We start from the raw sequence: 17,592 nt of genomic DNA, 5'->3' as shown, positions 1-17,592 counted from the left end.
ATTATGTGAAGGAGCAGTTGATGCTCCTTTTCTTTATATATGTGTGGTATACTTTGTAATTGAAGTTTCCAAGTCCTAATTGATAATCATGAAACATGACGCCATGTTGTTGTAAAAAGGAGAGAATCCTTTATGTATCATCGTACGGAAACAAGAGTGGTTAAGGTCGGAAACATACAAATCGGTGGAAACGACCAAGTGGTCATCCAAAGCATGACCACAACCAAGACACATGATGTAAAAGCCACTGTCGCGGAAATCAAGCGTTTGGAAGAAGCGGGTTGTCAAATCGTGCGTGTCGCTTGTCCGGACATGCGTGCCGCGGAAGCGATTGCGGATATCAAAAAAGAGATAAACATTCCGCTTGTTGCTGACATTCATTTTGATTATAAGCTGGCCTTGAAAGCGATTGAAGGCGGCATTGATAAAATCCGCATCAACCCGGGGAACATTGGGCGCCGCGAAAAAGTGGAAGCGGTAGTGAAAGCGGCCAAAGAACGGGGTATTCCGATTCGGATTGGAGTTAACGCCGGCTCATTGGAAAAGCGGATTTTGGATAAATACGGTTATCCCACCGCAGATGGCATGATTGAAAGTGCCAAGCATCATGTGGGCATTCTGGAAGATCTCGATTTTAAAGACATCATTATTTCCATGAAGGCGTCGGATGTGCGTTTGGCGATTGAAGCGTACCGAAAAGCGGCGGAAGCGTTCCCTTACCCATTGCATTTGGGAATTACCGAATCAGGTACGCTTTTCTCCGGCACGATCAAAAGTTCTGCCGGATTGGGTGCCTTATTGGCAATGGGCATCGGTAACACGGTTCGTATCAGCCTGAGCGCCGACCCTGTGGAAGAAGTGAAAGTGGCGCGCGAGTTGTTGAAATCGTTTGGTTTGGCTGCCAATGTTGCTACGTTGATTTCTTGCCCCACGTGCGGCCGGATCGAAATTGACCTCATTAGCATTGCCAATGAGATTGAAGAATACATTTCGACCGTCAAAGCGCCGATCAAAGTGTCCGTGCTGGGATGCGCAGTCAATGGACCCGGCGAGGCGAAAGAAGCGGACATCGGGATCGCCGGTGCACGGGGAGAAGGGCTATTGTTTAGACACGGCCAGATTGTGCGCAAAATCCCTGAAAAAGACATGGTTTCCGAACTGAAGAAAGAAATTGACAAACTCGCTGAAGAGTATTACCGCAAGCAAGCGGCCGACGCCAAAGAGAAAGTGGAGGCGTGAGGGTCGTCTCATGCGCCCCTGTCAGGGCATCTCGTCCTGGCGGGGGCGTTTTTGCGTCATGGCGGGATGGTTATAAACTCCATGGCTTTAAGCCATACTATGAGTAGACCTCGCCATGGAAAGGAGGACAGGGAATGAGAAGTTTTGCCCTAACCTTGGTTATTATCGGAGCGTTGAATTGGCTGTTGATTGGATTATTTCAGTGGGACTTGGTAGCGGCGATATTTGGCGGCGACACGATTCGGGAATCTTCCGCATTCAGTCGGGTGATTTACAGCTTAGTTGGATTGGCGGGGATTTACGCTATTCGTTTCTTCTTTGATGAACGGGCGACAGTAAACGATTGAGTGACATGCGATATATGGAGCCTCAGGTAGATGCCTGGGGCTTTTTTGAATAACATGAACTTTCTCCAGAAGTTCTCGAGTGCGGCTATACACTCTTCACCCCCCTATTCTCATGAAAGTTGATCAACGGCACGGCGCAGGTCCTGGTCCCCTGGTGTGGTATAGATGGCCGTTGTAGCAATGTTAGGGCGACCGTCGGCAGTCATATGTCCTGCCAACATGGCAATCACGTCGAGGGATACTCCCTTGACCGCTAATTCATGACAAAACGTGTGTCGCAATACATGGGGAGTACAATGTTCCAGTCCCGCCCGTTGGCCATATTTTCGCACAACAAACTGAACCGCGCGAGGGGTCATCCGCTCAGACCTGGTGGAAACAAACAGCCAAGGACTTGAGGCAGGACGAACTTCCAACCACGATTCAAGCGCCTTTCGGACGTCACGGTTCAGCGGCACCTCTCGCCATTTCCCACCCTTTCCTTGGCGAACGATCACTTTGCCTTTCCGTTCAGACATCTCCACGTCTTCTAGGCGCAGGAGGCACAATTCCTCAACTCGGAGCCCCGCATGCAGGAGTAAGTACACTATTGCGATGTCCCGCGGCTTTCGCCCTTGTTGAACGGCCCAGAGAAGAGCACGTTGCTCTTTACGATCTAGCCATCGGGGAGCTCTTCGACCCTGCTTGACAGGTCGGATGGCACTCCAGGGAGATTCCTTTAACATTTCTTGTTTCACAAGCCAATCGAAGTACCGTTTCAGTGCGATACGGGTCTTGTTAACTGTGGCTGGTTTGGATCGATTCAGGAGATACTGTTTATATTCTGCTGCGTCAATTGGGGTTACGTTCTCAGGGTTAAATGGTTCCCCTGTCGTCTCTTCAAACCACCTGATAAACCGATGGATCACTCCCTCGTATGTTTTCAGGGTTTTCTGACTTCTTCCGTCCGATTTCAGGTCGAATAAAAAATTGGGAATCGTAGGATGCACAAACCGACCTCCTTTGAAAATCATTCTGCGATAAAAATTCCGAGGGATAATCTGCTCTTTGATCGGCGTTCTCTGATGGAACCCCTTCGATTATATCGCAGAATGGAGTTTCTACGATGGAAACACTAGAAAATTTCTTGGTTAAAAAAACCTGTGTTTAAACCCTAGATTAATGCGGTATACTATTCAATAGATTAGTTGAATAGTTGAAGGGGAGGTGAATGTTGTGAATTTAGATTCGCGTATGTTTAAGGACGCAGTATACGTCCAATTTGCCCGGATCGGCAAAGCTTTATCCAGCCCCCGTAGACTAGAACTTCTCGATTTGTTGTCTCAAAGCCCCAAAACCGTTGAGACATTGTCTCGAGAAACAGGCATGAGTGTCGCCAATGTGTCTCAGCATCTGCAAACCCTTCTGGAAGCCCGCTTGGTTCGATTTCAAAAGAAAGGTAATTACGCCATTTACCGATTATCCGATCCGAAAATCAACCGATTACTTCTTTTGATGCAAGAGCTTGGCGAAGACTTATTGGCCGAAGTAAAGCAACTTCGGGATGAGTTTCTAGCCAATCACGATGTACTGGAACCGATCGGAATCGACGAATTAAAGTCTCGGCTCCAAAATGAGGATCTGGTATTGATTGATGTTCGTCCCAGGGAAGAATTCGAATTCGCCCATATTCCGGGGGCCTTGTCCATACCGGTACAAGAGTTGGAACAACATCTGTCCCGACTTCCACGGGATAAAAAAATTGTAGCCTATTGCCGAGGACGATATTGTGTTTATGCAGCTGAAGCCGTCAAATGGTTTCGTTCCCATGGTATCGAAGCGATTCGTTTGGAGGATGGAGTACGAGAATGGAAAGAGATTCAGACCACTTCTTGATAAAGCATACAGGGAGGTTTTCACGATGATCTTTCGTCAATACTTGCACACGAATCCGATTGCTATTTCCTATCTGTTTGGATGTGGTAGCAAAGCGCAAGGGGTTGTAGTGGATCCTGTGGAAGACATAGACCTTTATATTGAGGAAGCCAAAAAACTGGGCTTGAACATTGAATATGTCTTTGATACCCACCTGCATGCAGACCATGTTTCCGGGGGAAGAAAATTGGCCGAACAAACCGGTGCCAAATACATCTTGCACCGTTCTGCGGATGTTCAATATGACTTTACCCCGGTGGATGACGGGGATGAAATCATGGCGGGGAATACCAAAATCAAGATCTTGCATACCCCCGGTCACACTCCGGAACACATTTCCCTTCTGGTATCGGATACCCCGAGAGGGGATGAGCCCTGGTTTGTTGTAACGGGCCATACGCTGATGGTCGGAGATGTCGGACGTACGGAGCTTGCATCCTCCTTGGAAAAAGGGGCTGGCGATTTGTACGACAGCCTGTTTAATAAACTGATGAAATTAGATGACCACATTGAAGTATATCCAGGAGCCTATTCGGGATCTGTCTGCGGTCGGTTCTTAAGCGGCAAACCTTCTTCGACCATCGGTTTTGAAAAGCGGCTGAATAAGGCCCTGCAAATACAATCCAAAGAAGAGTTTGTGGAATTCATGACCAAAGATATCCCCCCGAAGCCGGAGAACTATGAAAAAATCCGGAAAATCAATGAGGGAAAGGCAAATTAATAAAGGGAAGGCCCCAAAATCGGGGCCTTCTTCAAATCCAGCAGCTGGAGGAAGGTTTGATGAAATATCCAGAAACACGAGAACAAGTAAAAATTGGCTTAAAGGAAAATTTCGCGTTGTTTGCCTTGCTGGTCGTGATTAATTTGTTTGTCGGATCCATGGTCGGCTTGGAACGGACGGTTCTTCCCCTTCTCGGAGAAAAAGTCTTTGGTCTGGCGTCTGCAAGCGCCGCCTTGTCGTTTATCGTCAGCTTTGGATTCACCAAAGCCATTGTTAATTTCCTGGCCGGCCGGATTGCCGATTGGATAGGACGAAAGCAAGTATTGGTCACTGGCTGGATCATTGGACTGTTTGTCCCTTTGATCGTCATATGGGCGGACTCCTGGTGGTGGATCGTCTTTGCCAACGTCCTCTTGGGGATCAATCAAGGGCTGACATGGTCCGTGACCGTCAACATGAAAGTGGATCTGGTTACCGCTCAACAAAGAGGATTGGCCATCGGTCTGAATGAATTCGCGGGATATATCGGCGTTGCTTTGGCCACCGTCCTTTCCGGATATATCGCCTCGCAATATGACCTGCGACCGGAACCCTTTTATCTGGGTATCGGTTTTGTAGGAATTGGGTTGATTTTGTCTCTCATGGTAAAGGACACCGGCAAACATCTGAAACTGCAGTCCCGGCAACAAGAACAAACGGAATCGGATCAACAGATGTCAACCAGCAACGTGTTGCGGCAAACCACGTGGAAGGATCCAACACTGTCCAGTTGCAGCTTCGCCGGTTTATCCACCAATTTGAAAGACGGAATGGCCTGGGGACTGTTTCCGCTGTTCTTCGCCTCGGCAGGTTTGGCTGTCGGAAAAATCGGGATCATCGTCGCTCTCTATCCCGCTGCGTGGGGCTTTTTCCAGTTGTTCACGGGAGTGCTGAGCGACCGGATCGGCCGCAAATGGATGATCGCTTCCGGCATGTGGCTGCAAGCCATGTCCATCTGGTGGATTCTGTTTACGGATTCTTTTGTTTCGTGGATTATTGGAGCAATTTTATTGGGGTTGGGTACTGCCATGGTCTATCCTACGTTGCAAGCGGCGATCAGCGATGTGGCACACCCGGAATGGAGGGCGTCAGCCATGGGAGTGTACCGCCTTTGGCGGGACAGCGGTTACGCGTTCGGGGCCTTGATGGCAGGGATCCTTGCCGATGTATTGAACATCTCTTGGGCGATCGGGATGGTGGCGTTATTACCCTTGCTGGCAGGATTGACGATAGCCTTTCGCATGAAAGAGACATTGAGAAAATGACTTAGTAAACATCCAGGTTCTTTAAAAGAACCGGGAGACTGCTGAAAAGGTAGCAGGCTAGTAGTCTCAAACCTACCGGAGCCACTCTGGTAAAGAGTGGCCCCTGATTTTGTTTTTGGTTTCCGTACCCCGATTTTTATTCGTTCTCGGGTTTCTGGATATTGCATCAGACCTTCCTCCAACTGCTGGGTTTAAAGAAGCACCCGTATTTTGGGACCTTCCTCGAGTATTCTGCTTTCCCATTGATTCTCCGGATTTTTTTATAGTTCTCCGGCTGGGGTGGATTTCTTTGATCATGAATTCTACTCTAAGATTAGAAATGAATAAAAAACCCGATTTTTCACTACGTTAGCGAGAAATCGAGTTTTAGATAATATATCGTTTTAACCGTTTGTATTATCTGGTTTTGACTAGGAGATCCATGGCTTCTTTCAGTAATCTTGTGGTATCTGCGTTTTGATCTTTTTCCAATTCCTTGCGAATACATTGCTCCAAGTTATGAGTGAGAATATACGCGATCGACCGGTCCACAGCTGAACGAATCGCGGATAATTGCGATACGACATCTTTACAATCTTTATCTTCATCCATCATGCGTAATACTCCTCGAACCTGTCCTTCAATACGGCGTAACCGTCTTTTCACATCGTCATCATAAATCATTAGTCTATCCCCCTTACTTGCTTTTTCTGATCGGTCCTTTCCAACGCATGAGTCCACCTTGAAGATGAATCACTTGCTGGAACCCGAGCTTGCGTAATTGTCGAGCGGCTATCGCGCTTCGCGAACCGCTTCGGCAGTATAGATAAATGCTTTCGTTCGGATCCCATTCGGAAGACTTACTTTTTAATAACTCCATTTGGCTTAGCGGGATGTTTATAGCCCCAGGTATATGACCTGACTGAAATTCATGTTTTTCCCGAACATCAATCAAACGAACTTTTTTGTTTTCTGTGATCTTCATTAATTCACTCGGGCTTACTGTTTGAATGCCCCGATTCATGAGGAAAAAATAAAGAATCCCACCTAATAATACGATAATACCAATGAAAATACTATTCATTGAAGATTCCCCCTCCCTTGATAGAAAAATCCCCCATGAAGTTTTGGGGGGATTAAAGGAGATCCAACCAAATTTTTACCGATGTTGCTACAATTAGCACAGCCAAAATCACCTGTAAAACTTTGGGATTCACCTTTTTCCCAACACTAGCCCCCAGTGGAGAAGCGATAATGCTAGCGACAACCATAATGATGGATGGAAGGAAAAGAACCTGTCCTGTCATGATTTTGCCTACAGTTGAACCAATTGAAGAAATGAATGTAATGGCGAGTGAGGTAGCAATGGTCATCCGAGTAGGGATTTTCAAGACGACAAGCATAATCGGAACCAAAATAAAGGCACCTGCTGCCCCTACAATCCCAGAAGCTAGCCCTACGATAAAAGCCGAGACGGCAGCTAGTGTAGGATTAAATGTTACTTGATTGAGAGGAATATCATCAAGACCTTTTTTTGGTACAAACATCATGAGAGCGGCAATCGTAGCCAATATAGCATAAACAAGGTTGATTTGCCCTTCGCTGAGTAGCTTGGAACCATATCCACCGATGAAACTACCAATCAAAATGCTGATTCCCATATAGATGATGAGAGACTTATTTAGATATCCGCCTTTTCGATAAGCGAAAACACCACTAATCGTGGCAAAAAAAACTTGAATCGCGCTAATACCTGACACTTCATGGGTAGTAAAGGCAGCAAATCCCAGTAGAGGAGGGATATAAAGGAGCATTGGGTATTTAATGATAGAACCTCCAATCCCTACCATCCCTGATATGAAAGAACCGATAAATCCGATCAAAAAAATGAGTACCATGAATCCTATATCCATATCCGAACACTTCTTTCTTAGATAAACAAGTTAATGTTTGCCTCATTCGCTTCTGCAAGATAAGATGCAACGCCAGCATACTCAAGTCCGTCAATCAACTCTTCTTTCTTAATTCCCAGTACATCCATAGACATGGTACATGCCACCATTTTAATATCCAGCTCTTTTGCCATTTCGATCAGCTCTTTCAGAGTCGTAATGTTTTTCTTTTTCATGGTGTATTTCATCAATTTGGCTCCCAAGCCACCAAAGTTCATCTTAGAAATCCCCAACTTTTCAGGCCCTCTTGGCAACATCTTGGCAAACATCTTGTCCATGAATGATTTTTGTACAGGTACGTACTGCTCTTTACGAAGAATGTTCAGTCCCCAAAAGGTAAAAAACATGGTCACTTGGTTTCCCATCGCAGCAGATCCCGTTGCAATAATAAAACTCGCAATGGCTTTATCCAAATCGCCACTAAATACAATCAAGGTTGATTTATTGTTTTCCATCTATATCTCCCTCTCCCATTTGATATTTTTAAATGAGATGATCTCCTTCGATCCTTCTCCTTCATGGACAGGATGAAGGAGATCATCTTTGAATCCCTTAGCCCTTTTGGATCCAGAATTTATACACACCGTTATCTTCGCTTTGTTCGATCACTCGATGCCCGGCTGTTTTGGCCCAGGCAGGGATGTCACTTAAAGCGCCTGAATCTGTTGTATGAAGTTCTAAGATCTGGCCTGGTTTTAACTCATCGATCGCTTTTTTGGTGCGAACAACGGGCATGGGACAAGAAAGTCCTCTTGCATCTAACACTTTATCTGCGTTCATTTTTCATCATCCTTCCTGGACAAGTGAATTTAATCATGAACGGCACAACGGTTAGGGCCGATTTCCATTTCGCGTTGTTCATCTTCTGTAGGAGTCAATTTCCCCATATTGGTTTGACGAATTTCCTGATAAGCATTGGGCTGAGGCGGGAGATTCTGCGTCACCATTTTCCGGAATACCTGTTCATCTTCTACTTGCAGTCCTGCGTTTTTGGCATACAGATCTCCCAATTTGGCACACACGCGTCCTTGATCATCCATTTCACTTATTTTTCCAAAATGCGCCGGCAGAACGAGGAGTTCTGGTGAAAGTTGTTTATACAACTGATAGAGAGTGCGACGCAAATCTCCAACCCAGTCTTCGGCTTTTCCAGCCAGGTCAGGGCGCCCGATGGAATCCACAAACAAGATGTCTCCGGAAAGAAGATATTGATCATCCACAATGAGGGATGTGCTTCCAATTGTATGACCTGGTGAGTACAAGGGCTGAATCCGGATGCGCGTGTTTCCGACGAAAATATCTTCTCCTTCTTCTAACGGTTGGTATGAGAAGGTTACTTCTGTCGCATCTTTAGGCGGAAGATAATAGGTTGCCCCCAGTTTTTCAGCAAGTTTGCGACCACCTGAGATATGGTCGGCATGAAGGTGGGTATCAATCAGGTATTTAATCGCGAGTCCTTTTTCTTTGGCAAATTGCTCAAGCGTCTCGGTCATCCTTACTGCATCAATGATCGCCGCTTCGCCATTAGACTCAACCAGATAGGTAAGGCATCCCTTTCCAATCCGGTTAAACTGATAGATACTTCCACCATTCTTCAGATCCCCGATTTTGACCGAATAGAGGTATTCGCTCCACGCTCTCATACCGCCTTGCAGGTAATACACTTCATCCACACCCGCTTCATCCAATTGCTCCGCGACAAATTTGGATGAAGCTTCTTTTGCACAGACGACCAAAATATCTCTCTCATCCTTCGGCAATTTTTCCAATGCGTGTTCTACACCATCAATGAGATCAAAATATGGAATATTGATGGATTCCACGTTTTTGCCTTCAATTTTCCAGTTTCTATAATCCTCTTCATTGCGTACATCCAGGATAAAGAGCTCTTCATGAATCACTTTTTTGGCGGCTTCTTCTGCCGTCATCATTTTTACCATGGAAATGAACACCTCCTCATTAAAATGTGAGTGTGACATCGGCGTCTTGGGCAAAATGCAGGAACGTAGCTGCCCCGCCAACATCGACTCCGTCTACAAAGTCTTCTTTTTTCAAACTCATGACATCCATAGTCATCTGGCAAGCAATCAGCTTGACATTCATTTCTTGTGCCATCTGCAACAATTCAGGAATGGAAGGAACATTGGCTTTTTTAAATCCTTCCATGTAATGCTCTCTCCCTGTGGGGACGGGCAATTGTTGATGCGCGTCCTTATGGATGAGATTTAACCCTTCAAAGGTGAAGAAAATGGCTACTTCTGCATCTGCAGCGGCCGCAGCCGTAGCAATATTGAATACTTTATAGGCATCGAACAAACCGCCATTGCTCGCGATAATGGCAACTTTTCTGCTCATCAATCATCTCTCCTTATTTTTCTTCTTGTTCGACTGGACCTGTCCACTTGGACATTCCCGGAACGACATTAATCACATTTTTAAATCCATGCTTGGTTAACTGTTGGGCAGCCATGTCGCTACGGGTTCCTGTGCGACAGATGACATAAATAGGTTGATCCTTTGGGATTTCATTCATACGCTCTTCCAATTGACCAAATGGAATCGAACAAGCCCCGGGAATATGTCCAAAAGCATATTCCGCTGGTTCACGAACATCTATAAGAATAAATCCTTCATCGCTATCCAGTTTTTTTAATAACTCCTCGTTTTGAATCACATGAGGATGCTTCCGCTCTTCCTTTAATTCGGATTCACTGGCTTTTCGCAAATAATGCTTCAATACATCTCCTTCTTGTTTCGTGCCCAGGTATTGATGCCCCGTGCTTTTTGCCCATCCTTGAATATCTGCCAGGGATCCAGGGTCAGTCGCCTGTACCTCAATCACCTGACCAGGTTCCAGTTGATCCATCGCTTTTTTGGTGCGAACAATGGGCATAGGACAGGAGAGTCCTTTACAATCTAGCTGAGCATCGACTTTGATGGACATATTCTTTTCCTCCTTTTTTATTGCGTCTTTCCTTTCCAAGCGAGCATCCCACCGACCATGTTTTTCACTTTAAACCCTTGTTCTTGCAAAAACTCACAGGCCCGCTCACTTCTGCCACCTGAACGGCAGACCATGATGTATTCATTGCCTGGATCCAATTCATGCAGCCGGTCGGCCAGAGTCCCCAAAGCCATATGTTTCGCTTCCGGGATTTTTCCCTCCGCTACTTCTTCCGCTTCCCGAACATCAATAATGTTCAGTTTCTCTCCTTTTTGGAGCCGATGTTCCACTTCTTGCGGTGTAATGGTTGGAATGGTTTTTTTCATAAAAACTCCCTCCTTTCTTGTCGAAATTAAATTTTCCAAAGGAAGAGATCCTTATACACATACCCATATGGGTATGTGAAGGCGGATAAAAAATACCAACCTAAATGTCGGTGGTTTGGTTGATATACCTATACGCCTATGGGTATAATATAAAGGACACTGCTTTTTGTCAACACCCACTGGATCATTCATTTGAGACTGAAAATAGAAGGAATGAACCGGTCAGTGGTGGCCGCTTTCTTGAAATGATGGGGCAAGATCGGTGTTATTCAAGAAATCCCCATTTATTATCTTTAACAAATCTTAACATTCAATGGATAACATGAATTACAGGTTGAGGGGTTTACGAATGTTACTTCTTTATCCATGAAAAGTGATTTGAAAAGAGGGATTGAATGACTTTAAAGGGGAAGACCATCTTAATTGTAGAAGATGATCCAAACATCAGGCGTTTAATTAAAATTTGTTTAGAAAATGAGGGTTATGAAGTTTTGGAAGCCGGGGACGGAGAGGAAGGGATGAACGTCTTTAGCAAGTACGATCCTTGTTTTGTCATTTTGGACCTCATGCTTCCCAAGAAAAGCGGTGAAGAATTATGTAAGTGGATGCGCTGTGATTTAAAAAGTGATGTTCCCATCATCATGCTGACGGCAAAAGTGAGTGAACAGGAAAAAATCCAGGGTTTGCAGATGGGAGCGGACGATTATATCACAAAGCCGTTTAGCCTGAATGAATTAATCGCCCGTGTGGAGACCGTTCTCCGCCGTACTGCACACCGATGCAGCAAGATCAGCTATAGAGGCTTAACCATAAAACCACTCCGTGGAGAAGTGAAGTATAACGGAAAATCGATTTCGTTGACACAGCATGAGTTCAAACTACTGTACTTTTTCATGAGGCATCCCAATCAAATCTTAACAAGAAAACAAATCCTTGAAGAACTATATCCCCATGATGAAAAAATTGTCCTGGAACGGACGGTGGATGTCCATGTAAGCAAATTGAGGGAGAAAATTGAAACAGACGAATCCGTACCCAACTTTATCGAAACGATACGGGGAATGGGGTATCGTTTTGTTGCCTTTTAGCCGAATTTTTATTTGGAAAAAATCTTTGCAATGGAAATTAATTTTGATCAATGTCCTTGTCATCAGTGTTGTGATCTGGCTTGCCGGAGTTTCCGTGAAAGATTTTGCCTGTCTTTTGGTTGGACAATACCACCTTGTTGGAGAAGATAAGAGCCGTTTTTTCGATAGTACGATGCAATTTTATTTGCTAAGAGCCAGTCTATTGGCTATTGTCGTTGCTTCAGTCATTCATTATTTCTTTATAAATAGAATCTTGGTTCCTCTTCAAAAGCTAGTCGAATCCACCCGATTGATGACTGAGGGAAACTATCCAAAACCACTCCCTGTTTTGTCCCCAGATGAAATAGGAAGGTTAACACGTGATTTTAATCACCTGGTCTTTACATTAAAGAAAACGGAAGAAAGCCGCAAACAAATGCTCAGTGATATATCTCATGAGCTTCGAACACCGCTAACTAATTTAAAAGGATATCTGGAAGCGCTAAGTTCTGGAATTCTTCAGGGGGACCAGACCCTTTACCATATGCTTTACCAGGAATCCATCCATCTTACAGAACTGGTTGAAGAACTCCATCAACTAACCATTTGGGAAGCCAGAAAAATGAAGCCACTCTCCTTCGAAAAAGTGGATGTTCAAGAATTCATGGAAAACTGCCTTCAAAATTTTAAGTTGGAATTACAAAACAAAGAAATGAAGGTCCATGTTTCCATGACTCCTGAGACCGTCTGGATGGATAAAGACGGAATGAAACAAGTACTCAACAACTTATTAAAAAATGCCATTCAATATGATGTGGGACGAAAATTGACCGTGACAGGAAAATCGATAGACAAGAAATATATCATCACCATCACGAACATCGGCCAACCGATTCCCGAAGAAATGCAACCCCGCATATTTGAACCATTCTTTCGCGTAGATCCGTCTCGTCAACGCCATACAGGCGGTTCTGGATTAGGTTTAGCCATCGTGAAAGAAATTGTGGAACAACATGGAGGAAACGTAGGGTTACATTCTAACAAAAATGAACATTCGTTCTGGTTTAGCATTCAAAAAGTAGAATCTGCGTTTGATTGTCATGAGGCGGAATCAAGATGTGTATAGCAAGAACTCACTGTTTGACTTCATCATTTCTTAACAAAATGAGGTTAGGATCAAGAGTTAATCTGAAACTTGTTTTTTCCGAAAAGTAGAGTTAAGAAAAGCTGTTAATAAAACTGCAGCCATGTTATCTTCCATCTGACCCTGAAGGAGGGATGATATATTTTAGACCCGCAATTATTATCTCTGGGACCCTTTCTCGTTCCACTCCCCTGGTTGGTGGTTTTGAGCTTGATATGGATATCTATCAAGATGGTGGACCGGTGGTTCAATCTCGAAAAGAGCAAGTGGTCGGATCTAGCAGTACAAGCAATACTTGTCTTTTTCATCGTTTACAAGATGAGTCCCTTATTTTTTTCGTTCAGAAACATTTTGTCCCATCCGCAATCGTTGTTCTTTTTTGCTGGAACGTTAAAAGGAGCCCTTATCGCAGGTATCGTTACCATTTTCTATTTATGGCTATGGATCAAAAGAAACGGAGTTCCACTTCAACCCTTCCTGGACGCTTTTGCTCTGATTGCTTTACTTGTCTGCGCCGGGTACAACTTGATCTTTCGTGATTTAGGAGAAGCGACTACCATGCCGTGGGGATTAGGGATTCAGGGAGGCAGATATGTATATCATCCCCTCCACTATTATCGCTTCCTCCTCCTTACAGCTCTCTTTCTTTTTTGGTGGGTCAAAAGAAAAAAATGGAAGGAGGGAGAAACATTTCGATTTTTATTTGTGGCGGGAGGCGTTGGTTTATTATTCATTTCCTTTCTCGATTACAAACCGCCTTATATAGATGGACTCACTTTTGAACAATGGGTGTTTACATCTTTCGCGATCATAGGATGGGTTCAAGGATTAACGAAAAATGATTCAGTCAAAAGAAAGGAGAAATGACAGAATGAATTTGCGAAATATACTTATTGGTATTGTTATTGCCATTGCCATAGGAGGAGCGTTTTGGTCAGCGAATACGGGGCAAGGCCCTTCCATGCCACAAGACCCATCTTCAAATAAAACGGAAAACAAACCGGCTCAGTCCCAATCGGAAAAAGGCAGTGTCCAAAGGGATGAGGCACCTCAACAGGAGATGCGTGCCCCTAACTTTTCTCTAAAGACCCTTGATGGTAAAACGGTAGAAGTGAAAAAAAACAATGGAAAACCGACATTAATTAATTTTTGGGCCTCTTGGTGTCCACCGTGCAAAGTGGAGATGCCACATATTCAAAAAGCTTATGAGAAATACGGAGACCGAGTCAACTTTCTGATGGTTAATCTGACAGCGATGGATGATGAAACCAAGATGAAGCAGTATTTAAAAGAGGAAGGCTACAGCTTTCCGGTTCTGTTAGATCGAACAGGGGAAGTCAGTCAGATGTATCAGGCGATTTCCATCCCCACAACGTATATCGTCGATCGGAATGGGATCATCATTAAGCAAATCATCGGAGCGATGACAGAGGACCAATTGACAGAAATAATGGAGCAAATTTCCAAATAAAGAGGAGGGGAAATGATGGTGGAGGTTACCTGGTGGCTGGCGTTGGGAGCGGGCTTTCTATCATTTATTTCACCTTGTGTTTTACCTGTCTATCCTTCTTATCTTTCTTATATTACCGGTGTTTCAGTGGGACAACTAAAGGAAAAATCCCAACCGTGGAAATTGCGGAAAACAACCATGATTCACACCCTTTTTTTCATTCTCGGCTTCTCCATTATTTTTTATGCTCTTGGATTTTCGTTTAGCTGGCTAGGTCAGTGGTTTAAGGAATATCAGGATACTCTACGTATGTTGGGGGCTGTGTTCATTTTCACGATGGGATTATTTATGCTTGGGATTTTTAAGCCTTCGTTTTTAATGAGAGAAAAACGGTTTGAAATCTCTAATAACCGTCTCGGTTACATTGGATCTACATTGGTGGGAATCGGTTTTGCGGCCGGATGGACCCCCTGTATCGGCCCCATTCTGTCTTCCGTACTGGCTCTGGCTACGATAAATCCAAGTGCCGGTTTGGGGTATATCACCGCATATAATCTGGGGTTTGCCATCCCATTTTTTGTGATGGCCTTCTTTTTAGGACGGATCCAGTGGATTCACAGGTACTCGGCTTCGTTAGTAAAGGTGGGGGGAATATTGGTGATTTTCATCGGAATCTTACTTTACTTTAATCAAATGACTCTGATCATCAACTGGTTAAGCACTCAATTCGGTGGATTCACTGGTTTCTAAGGAGGACAAAAATGTTCATGCGAAAACTCGCGTTTCTCATGATTCTGATCGGTGGAGGGGTTGCTCTTTACAATGGATACCAATGGTGGGATCAGGCACAGTTGGTTCATATGAATCCGAAGTTGGCCAGACAGATTGCGAAAGACTGGGAGGATCGAACGTATCAAAAGGGACTGGCTCAAGGGGAAAAACCAAACTGGGAACCGAAAAAAGGAGAAAAAATCGGCGAGCTGATTATTCCACGGATAGGTGCCATTCTTCCTATTGTGGAAGGAACCGAGGCCGAAGAATTAGCGAAAGGTGTGGGCCACTATGTGGGATACGGTACGGTCATGCCGGGAGAAACCGGTCATGTCGTTCTTTCCGGTCACCGGGACACCGTCTTTCGGGAAGTGGGGAAGCTCCAAACCGGAGACCGTATTTATGCTAAATTAAAGAATGGAAAAACGTTTACCTACCAAATTCGAAAAACCTGGATTACCCATGCGGAAGATCGAAGTCCAAAGTAGGGGGAAATTTTCGTAAACTGCTCCCGTTGTTCTCTAACTTAACATATGGAAGAACTCTTTTATAATGGAGGTGAATACACTGCATGCAAATGATTCAGACAGATGGAAATATTCGGTTCAACATGCGTCCGCAAACATGATGAATCCAGACTGGGGAGTGTGGAGAATGAAACCGATCATTGGGATAACGATGTCTCGGGAACACGAACAGCAACAGATCCTGTCAAGAGCATACAGCGACGCAGTCATCCAAGCGGGCGGTGTGCCCCTGTTAATCCCGTATACCACTTCGGACAAGGTGATTAAAGAGATGAGCCGGGTACTGGACGGTCTGTTGTTGTCGGGAGGAGGTGACATCGACCCCACATTGTTTGACGAAGAGCCTTTGCCAGGATTGGGGAGGATCGATCCCGACCGGGACGAGATGGAGATCGCGCTCATTGAACAATTCATTTCTCAAGATAAACCGATCTTGGGCATTTGCCGTGGGTGCCAAATCCTGAATGTTGCTCTGGGCGGCGGGATGTTCCAAGATCTTCCCTCACAAAAGAGCGACTTGTTGCAACACGCTCAGCAAGCTCCGCGATACCACGCCTCCCACACCATCCACATCGAAGAAGGCACCCTTCTCCACCGAATTTATCGCAAATCGGTGGCTAAGGTTAACAGCTTCCATCATCAAGCGGTCAGGGAAGTGCTTGCTCCCTTGCGGGTAAGTGCGGTGTCCCGGGATGGCGTGGTGGAAGCGTTTGAAAGCGAACAGCATCGATTTGTGATGGCCGTTCAATGGCATCCAGAAGAGATGGTGCGCATCGATTCTGATGCTGCCAACTTGTTTTCGGCGTTTGTGGAAGCGTGTCGACAACAACCATAATCTTCGATGTGCATGCGAAAAGCCCCCCCGGTGAGTGGCCAGGGGGCTTTGGAATTATTTTTCGCCGCGCACATATTTGGCGTTAAACAAGAACAGCCACATCAACAGTGCGATGGAAGGGATGAGCAAGAATAGACCGGCGATAAAGGCGCCTACCAAGGCCCAACCCATGGTGCTGTTTGTTAGCGCACTCGAAATGGTGACGTAATCATATAACAGGTAAGGCATATGTGACATTCCGTAACCGAAGAAAGCGTAAGCAAATTGGAACATGACAAAGATAAATTGAATTCCTAAGTTCTGGCGCTTCCACATCAGATAGACTGCGACACAGAAACAGAGGAAGGAAGCGCCAAACATCCAGCCAATGGAGAGGGCATTCTCGAAATGAACCGGATTATGTTTGGACAAGCTCCAAAATACCAGCAGACTGGCGAGAATGGTAGGGCCGCTCCAGAATAAAGTGTATTTGCGCAACAGCTCGCGAGCAGCCGTGTCTCCAGCCCGATCAGCATAAAATGTGAGAAAGCTGGCGCTGATATACAAAATGCTCACCAGAGCTAAGAACACCACGCTCCAAGAATAGGGGCTGGTCAATAGGCGATCTGCGTGGAAAACCACTTCCGTGCCGACTTTTTCAATAAATCCACCTTCCGAAATGGTTAAGACGGTGGACAACGAAGCGGGAATGAACAAGCCGGTCATGCCATACAAGAACATATACACGCGGCTCTGGCGGGCGCCGTAATTGGCAAAAGCGTAAAAGGAGCCGCGGATCGTCAACAGGATCAACGCGATGGAACCGGGGATTAACAAAGCCGTGCCATAATAATAAGCGGTGTCTGGGAAGAAGCCGACGCATCCGACGACAAAAAAGATGAGAAAAACGTTGGTAACTTCCCAGACCGGCGACAAATAACGGCTGATAATGTTATTGATGATATGGTCTTTTTTGGTCAACATGCTGTAGTACGAAAAGAACCCGGCCCCAAAATCGATCGATGCCACAATTAGATACCCGTACAGAAAAACCCATAGGACCGTAATCCCGATGATTTCTAGTTTCATGATC

General features: G+C 45.2%; 23 protein-coding genes. 12 read left to right on the top strand and 11 right to left on the bottom strand.

Going from position 1 to position 17,592, the window contains the following annotated elements; translation table 11 throughout:
- The first annotated feature begins 132 nt into the window (after positions 1-132).
- Together ispG and CLV36_RS00780 are read left to right on the top strand one after the other, a co-directional pair.
- The gene (gene ispG, locus CLV36_RS00785; protein ID WP_106341428.1) at positions 133-1,239 is read left to right on the top strand and encodes a flavodoxin-dependent (E)-4-hydroxy-3-methylbut-2-enyl-diphosphate synthase; all 1,107 of its coding nucleotides are present in this window, start codon (positions 133-135) and stop codon (positions 1,237-1,239) included.
- A 134-nt stretch (positions 1,240-1,373) separates the two neighbouring features.
- Positions 1,374-1,586: a DUF378 domain-containing protein gene (locus tag CLV36_RS00780; RefSeq protein WP_102992916.1), complete on the top strand. Its 213-nt coding sequence runs from the start codon at positions 1,374-1,376 to the stop codon at positions 1,584-1,586.
- A gap of 110 nt (positions 1,587-1,696) precedes the next feature.
- Here CLV36_RS00780 and CLV36_RS00775 read toward each other — a convergent pair whose 3' ends face one another.
- The gene (locus CLV36_RS00775; RefSeq protein WP_245888258.1) at positions 1,697-2,575 is read right to left on the bottom strand and encodes a tyrosine-type recombinase/integrase; all 879 of its coding nucleotides are present in this window, start codon (positions 2,573-2,575) and stop codon (positions 1,697-1,699) included.
- Between the two features lie 226 nt (positions 2,576-2,801).
- Here CLV36_RS00775 and CLV36_RS00770 point away from each other — a divergent pair, with 226 nt between their 5' ends.
- From CLV36_RS00770 to CLV36_RS00760, 3 genes are read left to right on the top strand one after another with little or no spacing between them, the layout of a single operon-like run.
- Positions 2,802-3,461 carry an ArsR/SmtB family transcription factor gene (locus CLV36_RS00770; protein WP_245888257.1) on the top strand — a complete coding sequence of 220 codons (660 nt, stop codon included), beginning with the start codon at positions 2,802-2,804 and terminating at the stop codon, positions 3,459-3,461.
- Positions 3,462-3,486: 25 nt separating this feature from the next.
- Positions 3,487-4,221, top strand: coding sequence for an MBL fold metallo-hydrolase (locus CLV36_RS00765; RefSeq protein WP_106341426.1), 735 nt, complete (start codon positions 3,487-3,489; stop codon positions 4,219-4,221).
- A gap of 59 nt (positions 4,222-4,280) precedes the next feature.
- Positions 4,281-5,525: an MFS transporter gene (locus tag CLV36_RS00760; RefSeq protein WP_106341425.1), complete on the top strand. Its 1,245-nt coding sequence runs from the start codon at positions 4,281-4,283 to the stop codon at positions 5,523-5,525.
- A gap of 396 nt (positions 5,526-5,921) precedes the next feature.
- Here the strand turns inward: CLV36_RS00760 and CLV36_RS00755 are convergent, their stop codons facing one another.
- From CLV36_RS00755 to CLV36_RS00715, 9 genes are all read right to left on the bottom strand, one after another.
- Positions 5,922-6,188, bottom strand: coding sequence for a metal-sensitive transcriptional regulator (locus tag CLV36_RS00755; RefSeq protein ID WP_106341424.1), 267 nt, complete (start codon positions 6,186-6,188; stop codon positions 5,922-5,924).
- Between the two features lie 13 nt (positions 6,189-6,201).
- Complete coding sequence (locus tag CLV36_RS00750; protein WP_106341423.1) at positions 6,202-6,588, bottom strand: rhodanese-like domain-containing protein; 387 nt, start codon at positions 6,586-6,588, stop codon at positions 6,202-6,204.
- A 52-nt stretch (positions 6,589-6,640) separates the two neighbouring features.
- On the bottom strand, positions 6,641-7,417 hold the full coding sequence (locus CLV36_RS00745; RefSeq protein WP_106341422.1) for a sulfite exporter TauE/SafE family protein: 777 nt from the start codon (positions 7,415-7,417) through the stop codon (positions 6,641-6,643).
- Positions 7,418-7,434: 17 nt separating this feature from the next.
- Positions 7,435-7,911: a DsrE/DsrF/DrsH-like family protein gene (locus CLV36_RS00740; RefSeq protein ID WP_106341421.1), complete on the bottom strand. Its 477-nt coding sequence runs from the start codon at positions 7,909-7,911 to the stop codon at positions 7,435-7,437.
- Positions 7,912-8,008: 97 nt separating this feature from the next.
- Positions 8,009-8,236 carry a sulfurtransferase TusA family protein gene (locus tag CLV36_RS00735; protein ID WP_106341420.1) on the bottom strand — a complete coding sequence of 76 codons (228 nt, stop codon included), beginning with the start codon at positions 8,234-8,236 and terminating at the stop codon, positions 8,009-8,011.
- 29 nt (positions 8,237-8,265) lie between these two features.
- Positions 8,266-9,396 (bottom strand): MBL fold metallo-hydrolase, encoded by a 1,131-nt coding sequence (locus tag CLV36_RS00730; RefSeq protein WP_106341419.1) that lies wholly within the window; start codon positions 9,394-9,396, stop codon positions 8,266-8,268.
- Positions 9,397-9,415: 19 nt separating this feature from the next.
- A complete protein-coding gene (locus CLV36_RS00725) occupies positions 9,416-9,811 on the bottom strand; it encodes a DsrE/DsrF/DrsH-like family protein (RefSeq protein ID WP_106341418.1) in 396 nt (131 codons plus the stop codon).
- A gap of 13 nt (positions 9,812-9,824) precedes the next feature.
- Positions 9,825-10,400, bottom strand: a complete 576-nt coding sequence (locus tag CLV36_RS00720) for a sulfurtransferase TusA family protein (protein ID WP_106341417.1) — start codon at positions 10,398-10,400, stop codon at positions 9,825-9,827.
- A 17-nt stretch (positions 10,401-10,417) separates the two neighbouring features.
- The gene (locus CLV36_RS00715) at positions 10,418-10,726 is read right to left on the bottom strand and encodes a rhodanese-like domain-containing protein (protein ID WP_245888256.1); all 309 of its coding nucleotides are present in this window, start codon (positions 10,724-10,726) and stop codon (positions 10,418-10,420) included.
- 395 nt (positions 10,727-11,121) lie between these two features.
- Here CLV36_RS00715 and CLV36_RS00710 point away from each other — a divergent pair, with 395 nt between their 5' ends.
- The 7 genes from CLV36_RS00710 (at position 11,122) to CLV36_RS00680 (ending at position 16,520) form a co-directional block, all read left to right on the top strand.
- Complete coding sequence (locus tag CLV36_RS00710; RefSeq protein ID WP_106341416.1) at positions 11,122-11,814, top strand: response regulator transcription factor; 693 nt, start codon at positions 11,122-11,124, stop codon at positions 11,812-11,814.
- On the top strand, positions 11,741-12,919 hold the full coding sequence (locus CLV36_RS00705; RefSeq protein ID WP_106341415.1) for a sensor histidine kinase: 1,179 nt from the start codon (positions 11,741-11,743) through the stop codon (positions 12,917-12,919). Before CLV36_RS00710 ends, CLV36_RS00705 begins: the two co-directional genes overlap by 74 nt.
- Positions 12,920-13,171: 252 nt before the next feature.
- On the top strand, positions 13,172-13,804 hold the full coding sequence (locus tag CLV36_RS00700; protein WP_146130561.1) for a hypothetical protein: 633 nt from the start codon (positions 13,172-13,174) through the stop codon (positions 13,802-13,804).
- Complete coding sequence (locus CLV36_RS00695) at positions 13,776-14,408, top strand: TlpA family protein disulfide reductase (RefSeq protein WP_106341413.1); 633 nt, start codon at positions 13,776-13,778, stop codon at positions 14,406-14,408. Before CLV36_RS00700 ends, CLV36_RS00695 begins: the two co-directional genes overlap by 29 nt.
- A gap of 15 nt (positions 14,409-14,423) precedes the next feature.
- Complete coding sequence (locus CLV36_RS00690; protein ID WP_106341412.1) at positions 14,424-15,137, top strand: cytochrome c biogenesis CcdA family protein; 714 nt, start codon at positions 14,424-14,426, stop codon at positions 15,135-15,137.
- Between the two features lie 11 nt (positions 15,138-15,148).
- Positions 15,149-15,646 (top strand): sortase, encoded by a 498-nt coding sequence (locus tag CLV36_RS00685; RefSeq protein ID WP_106341411.1) that lies wholly within the window; start codon positions 15,149-15,151, stop codon positions 15,644-15,646.
- Positions 15,647-15,812: 166 nt separating this feature from the next.
- A complete protein-coding gene (locus tag CLV36_RS00680) occupies positions 15,813-16,520 on the top strand; it encodes a gamma-glutamyl-gamma-aminobutyrate hydrolase family protein (RefSeq protein WP_102992915.1) in 708 nt (235 codons plus the stop codon).
- Positions 16,521-16,574: 54 nt separating this feature from the next.
- On the opposite strand, the gene CLV36_RS00675 is transcribed toward CLV36_RS00680, so the two are convergent.
- Positions 16,575-17,588: a cytochrome d ubiquinol oxidase subunit II gene (locus tag CLV36_RS00675; RefSeq protein WP_102992914.1), complete on the bottom strand. Its 1,014-nt coding sequence runs from the start codon at positions 17,586-17,588 to the stop codon at positions 16,575-16,577.
- Between the last annotated feature and the right edge of the window lie 4 nt (positions 17,589-17,592).

This window comes from Laceyella sediminis (genome assembly GCF_003003125.1).
GTDB lineage: Bacteria > Bacillota > Bacilli > Thermoactinomycetales > Thermoactinomycetaceae > Laceyella > Laceyella tengchongensis.
This window is presented reverse-complemented; position numbering and strand designations above follow the sequence as displayed.

Coding starts and splice junctions, on each gene's coding strand:
- CLV36_RS00780 (WP_102992916.1), top strand. CDS start 1,374: ATGAGAAGTTTTGCCCTAACCTTGGTTATTATCGGAGCGTTGAATTGG.
- CLV36_RS00730 (WP_106341419.1), bottom strand. CDS start 9,396: ATGGTAAAAATGATGACGGCAGAAGAAGCCGCCAAAAAAGTGATTCAT.
- CLV36_RS00740 (WP_106341421.1), bottom strand. CDS start 7,911: ATGGAAAACAATAAATCAACCTTGATTGTATTTAGTGGCGATTTGGAT.
- CLV36_RS00695 (WP_106341413.1), top strand. CDS start 13,776: ATGATTCAGTCAAAAGAAAGGAGAAATGACAGAATGAATTTGCGAAAT.
- CLV36_RS00735 (WP_106341420.1), bottom strand. CDS start 8,236: ATGAACGCAGATAAAGTGTTAGATGCAAGAGGACTTTCTTGTCCCATG.
- CLV36_RS00760 (WP_106341425.1), top strand. CDS start 4,281: ATGAAATATCCAGAAACACGAGAACAAGTAAAAATTGGCTTAAAGGAA.
- CLV36_RS00680 (WP_102992915.1), top strand. CDS start 15,813: ATGAAACCGATCATTGGGATAACGATGTCTCGGGAACACGAACAGCAA.
- CLV36_RS00720 (WP_106341417.1), bottom strand. CDS start 10,400: ATGTCCATCAAAGTCGATGCTCAGCTAGATTGTAAAGGACTCTCCTGT.
- CLV36_RS00725 (WP_106341418.1), bottom strand. CDS start 9,811: ATGAGCAGAAAAGTTGCCATTATCGCGAGCAATGGCGGTTTGTTCGAT.
- CLV36_RS00710 (WP_106341416.1), top strand. CDS start 11,122: ATGACTTTAAAGGGGAAGACCATCTTAATTGTAGAAGATGATCCAAAC.
- ispG (WP_106341428.1), top strand. CDS start 133: ATGTATCATCGTACGGAAACAAGAGTGGTTAAGGTCGGAAACATACAA.
- CLV36_RS00685 (WP_106341411.1), top strand. CDS start 15,149: ATGTTCATGCGAAAACTCGCGTTTCTCATGATTCTGATCGGTGGAGGG.
- CLV36_RS00750 (WP_106341423.1), bottom strand. CDS start 6,588: ATGAATAGTATTTTCATTGGTATTATCGTATTATTAGGTGGGATTCTT.
- CLV36_RS00765 (WP_106341426.1), top strand. CDS start 3,487: ATGATCTTTCGTCAATACTTGCACACGAATCCGATTGCTATTTCCTAT.
- CLV36_RS00675 (WP_102992914.1), bottom strand. CDS start 17,588: ATGAAACTAGAAATCATCGGGATTACGGTCCTATGGGTTTTTCTGTAC.
- CLV36_RS00745 (WP_106341422.1), bottom strand. CDS start 7,417: ATGGATATAGGATTCATGGTACTCATTTTTTTGATCGGATTTATCGGT.
- CLV36_RS00755 (WP_106341424.1), bottom strand. CDS start 6,188: ATGATTTATGATGACGATGTGAAAAGACGGTTACGCCGTATTGAAGGA.
- CLV36_RS00715 (WP_245888256.1), bottom strand. CDS start 10,726: ATGAAAAAAACCATTCCAACCATTACACCGCAAGAAGTGGAACATCGG.
- CLV36_RS00690 (WP_106341412.1), top strand. CDS start 14,424: ATGGTGGAGGTTACCTGGTGGCTGGCGTTGGGAGCGGGCTTTCTATCA.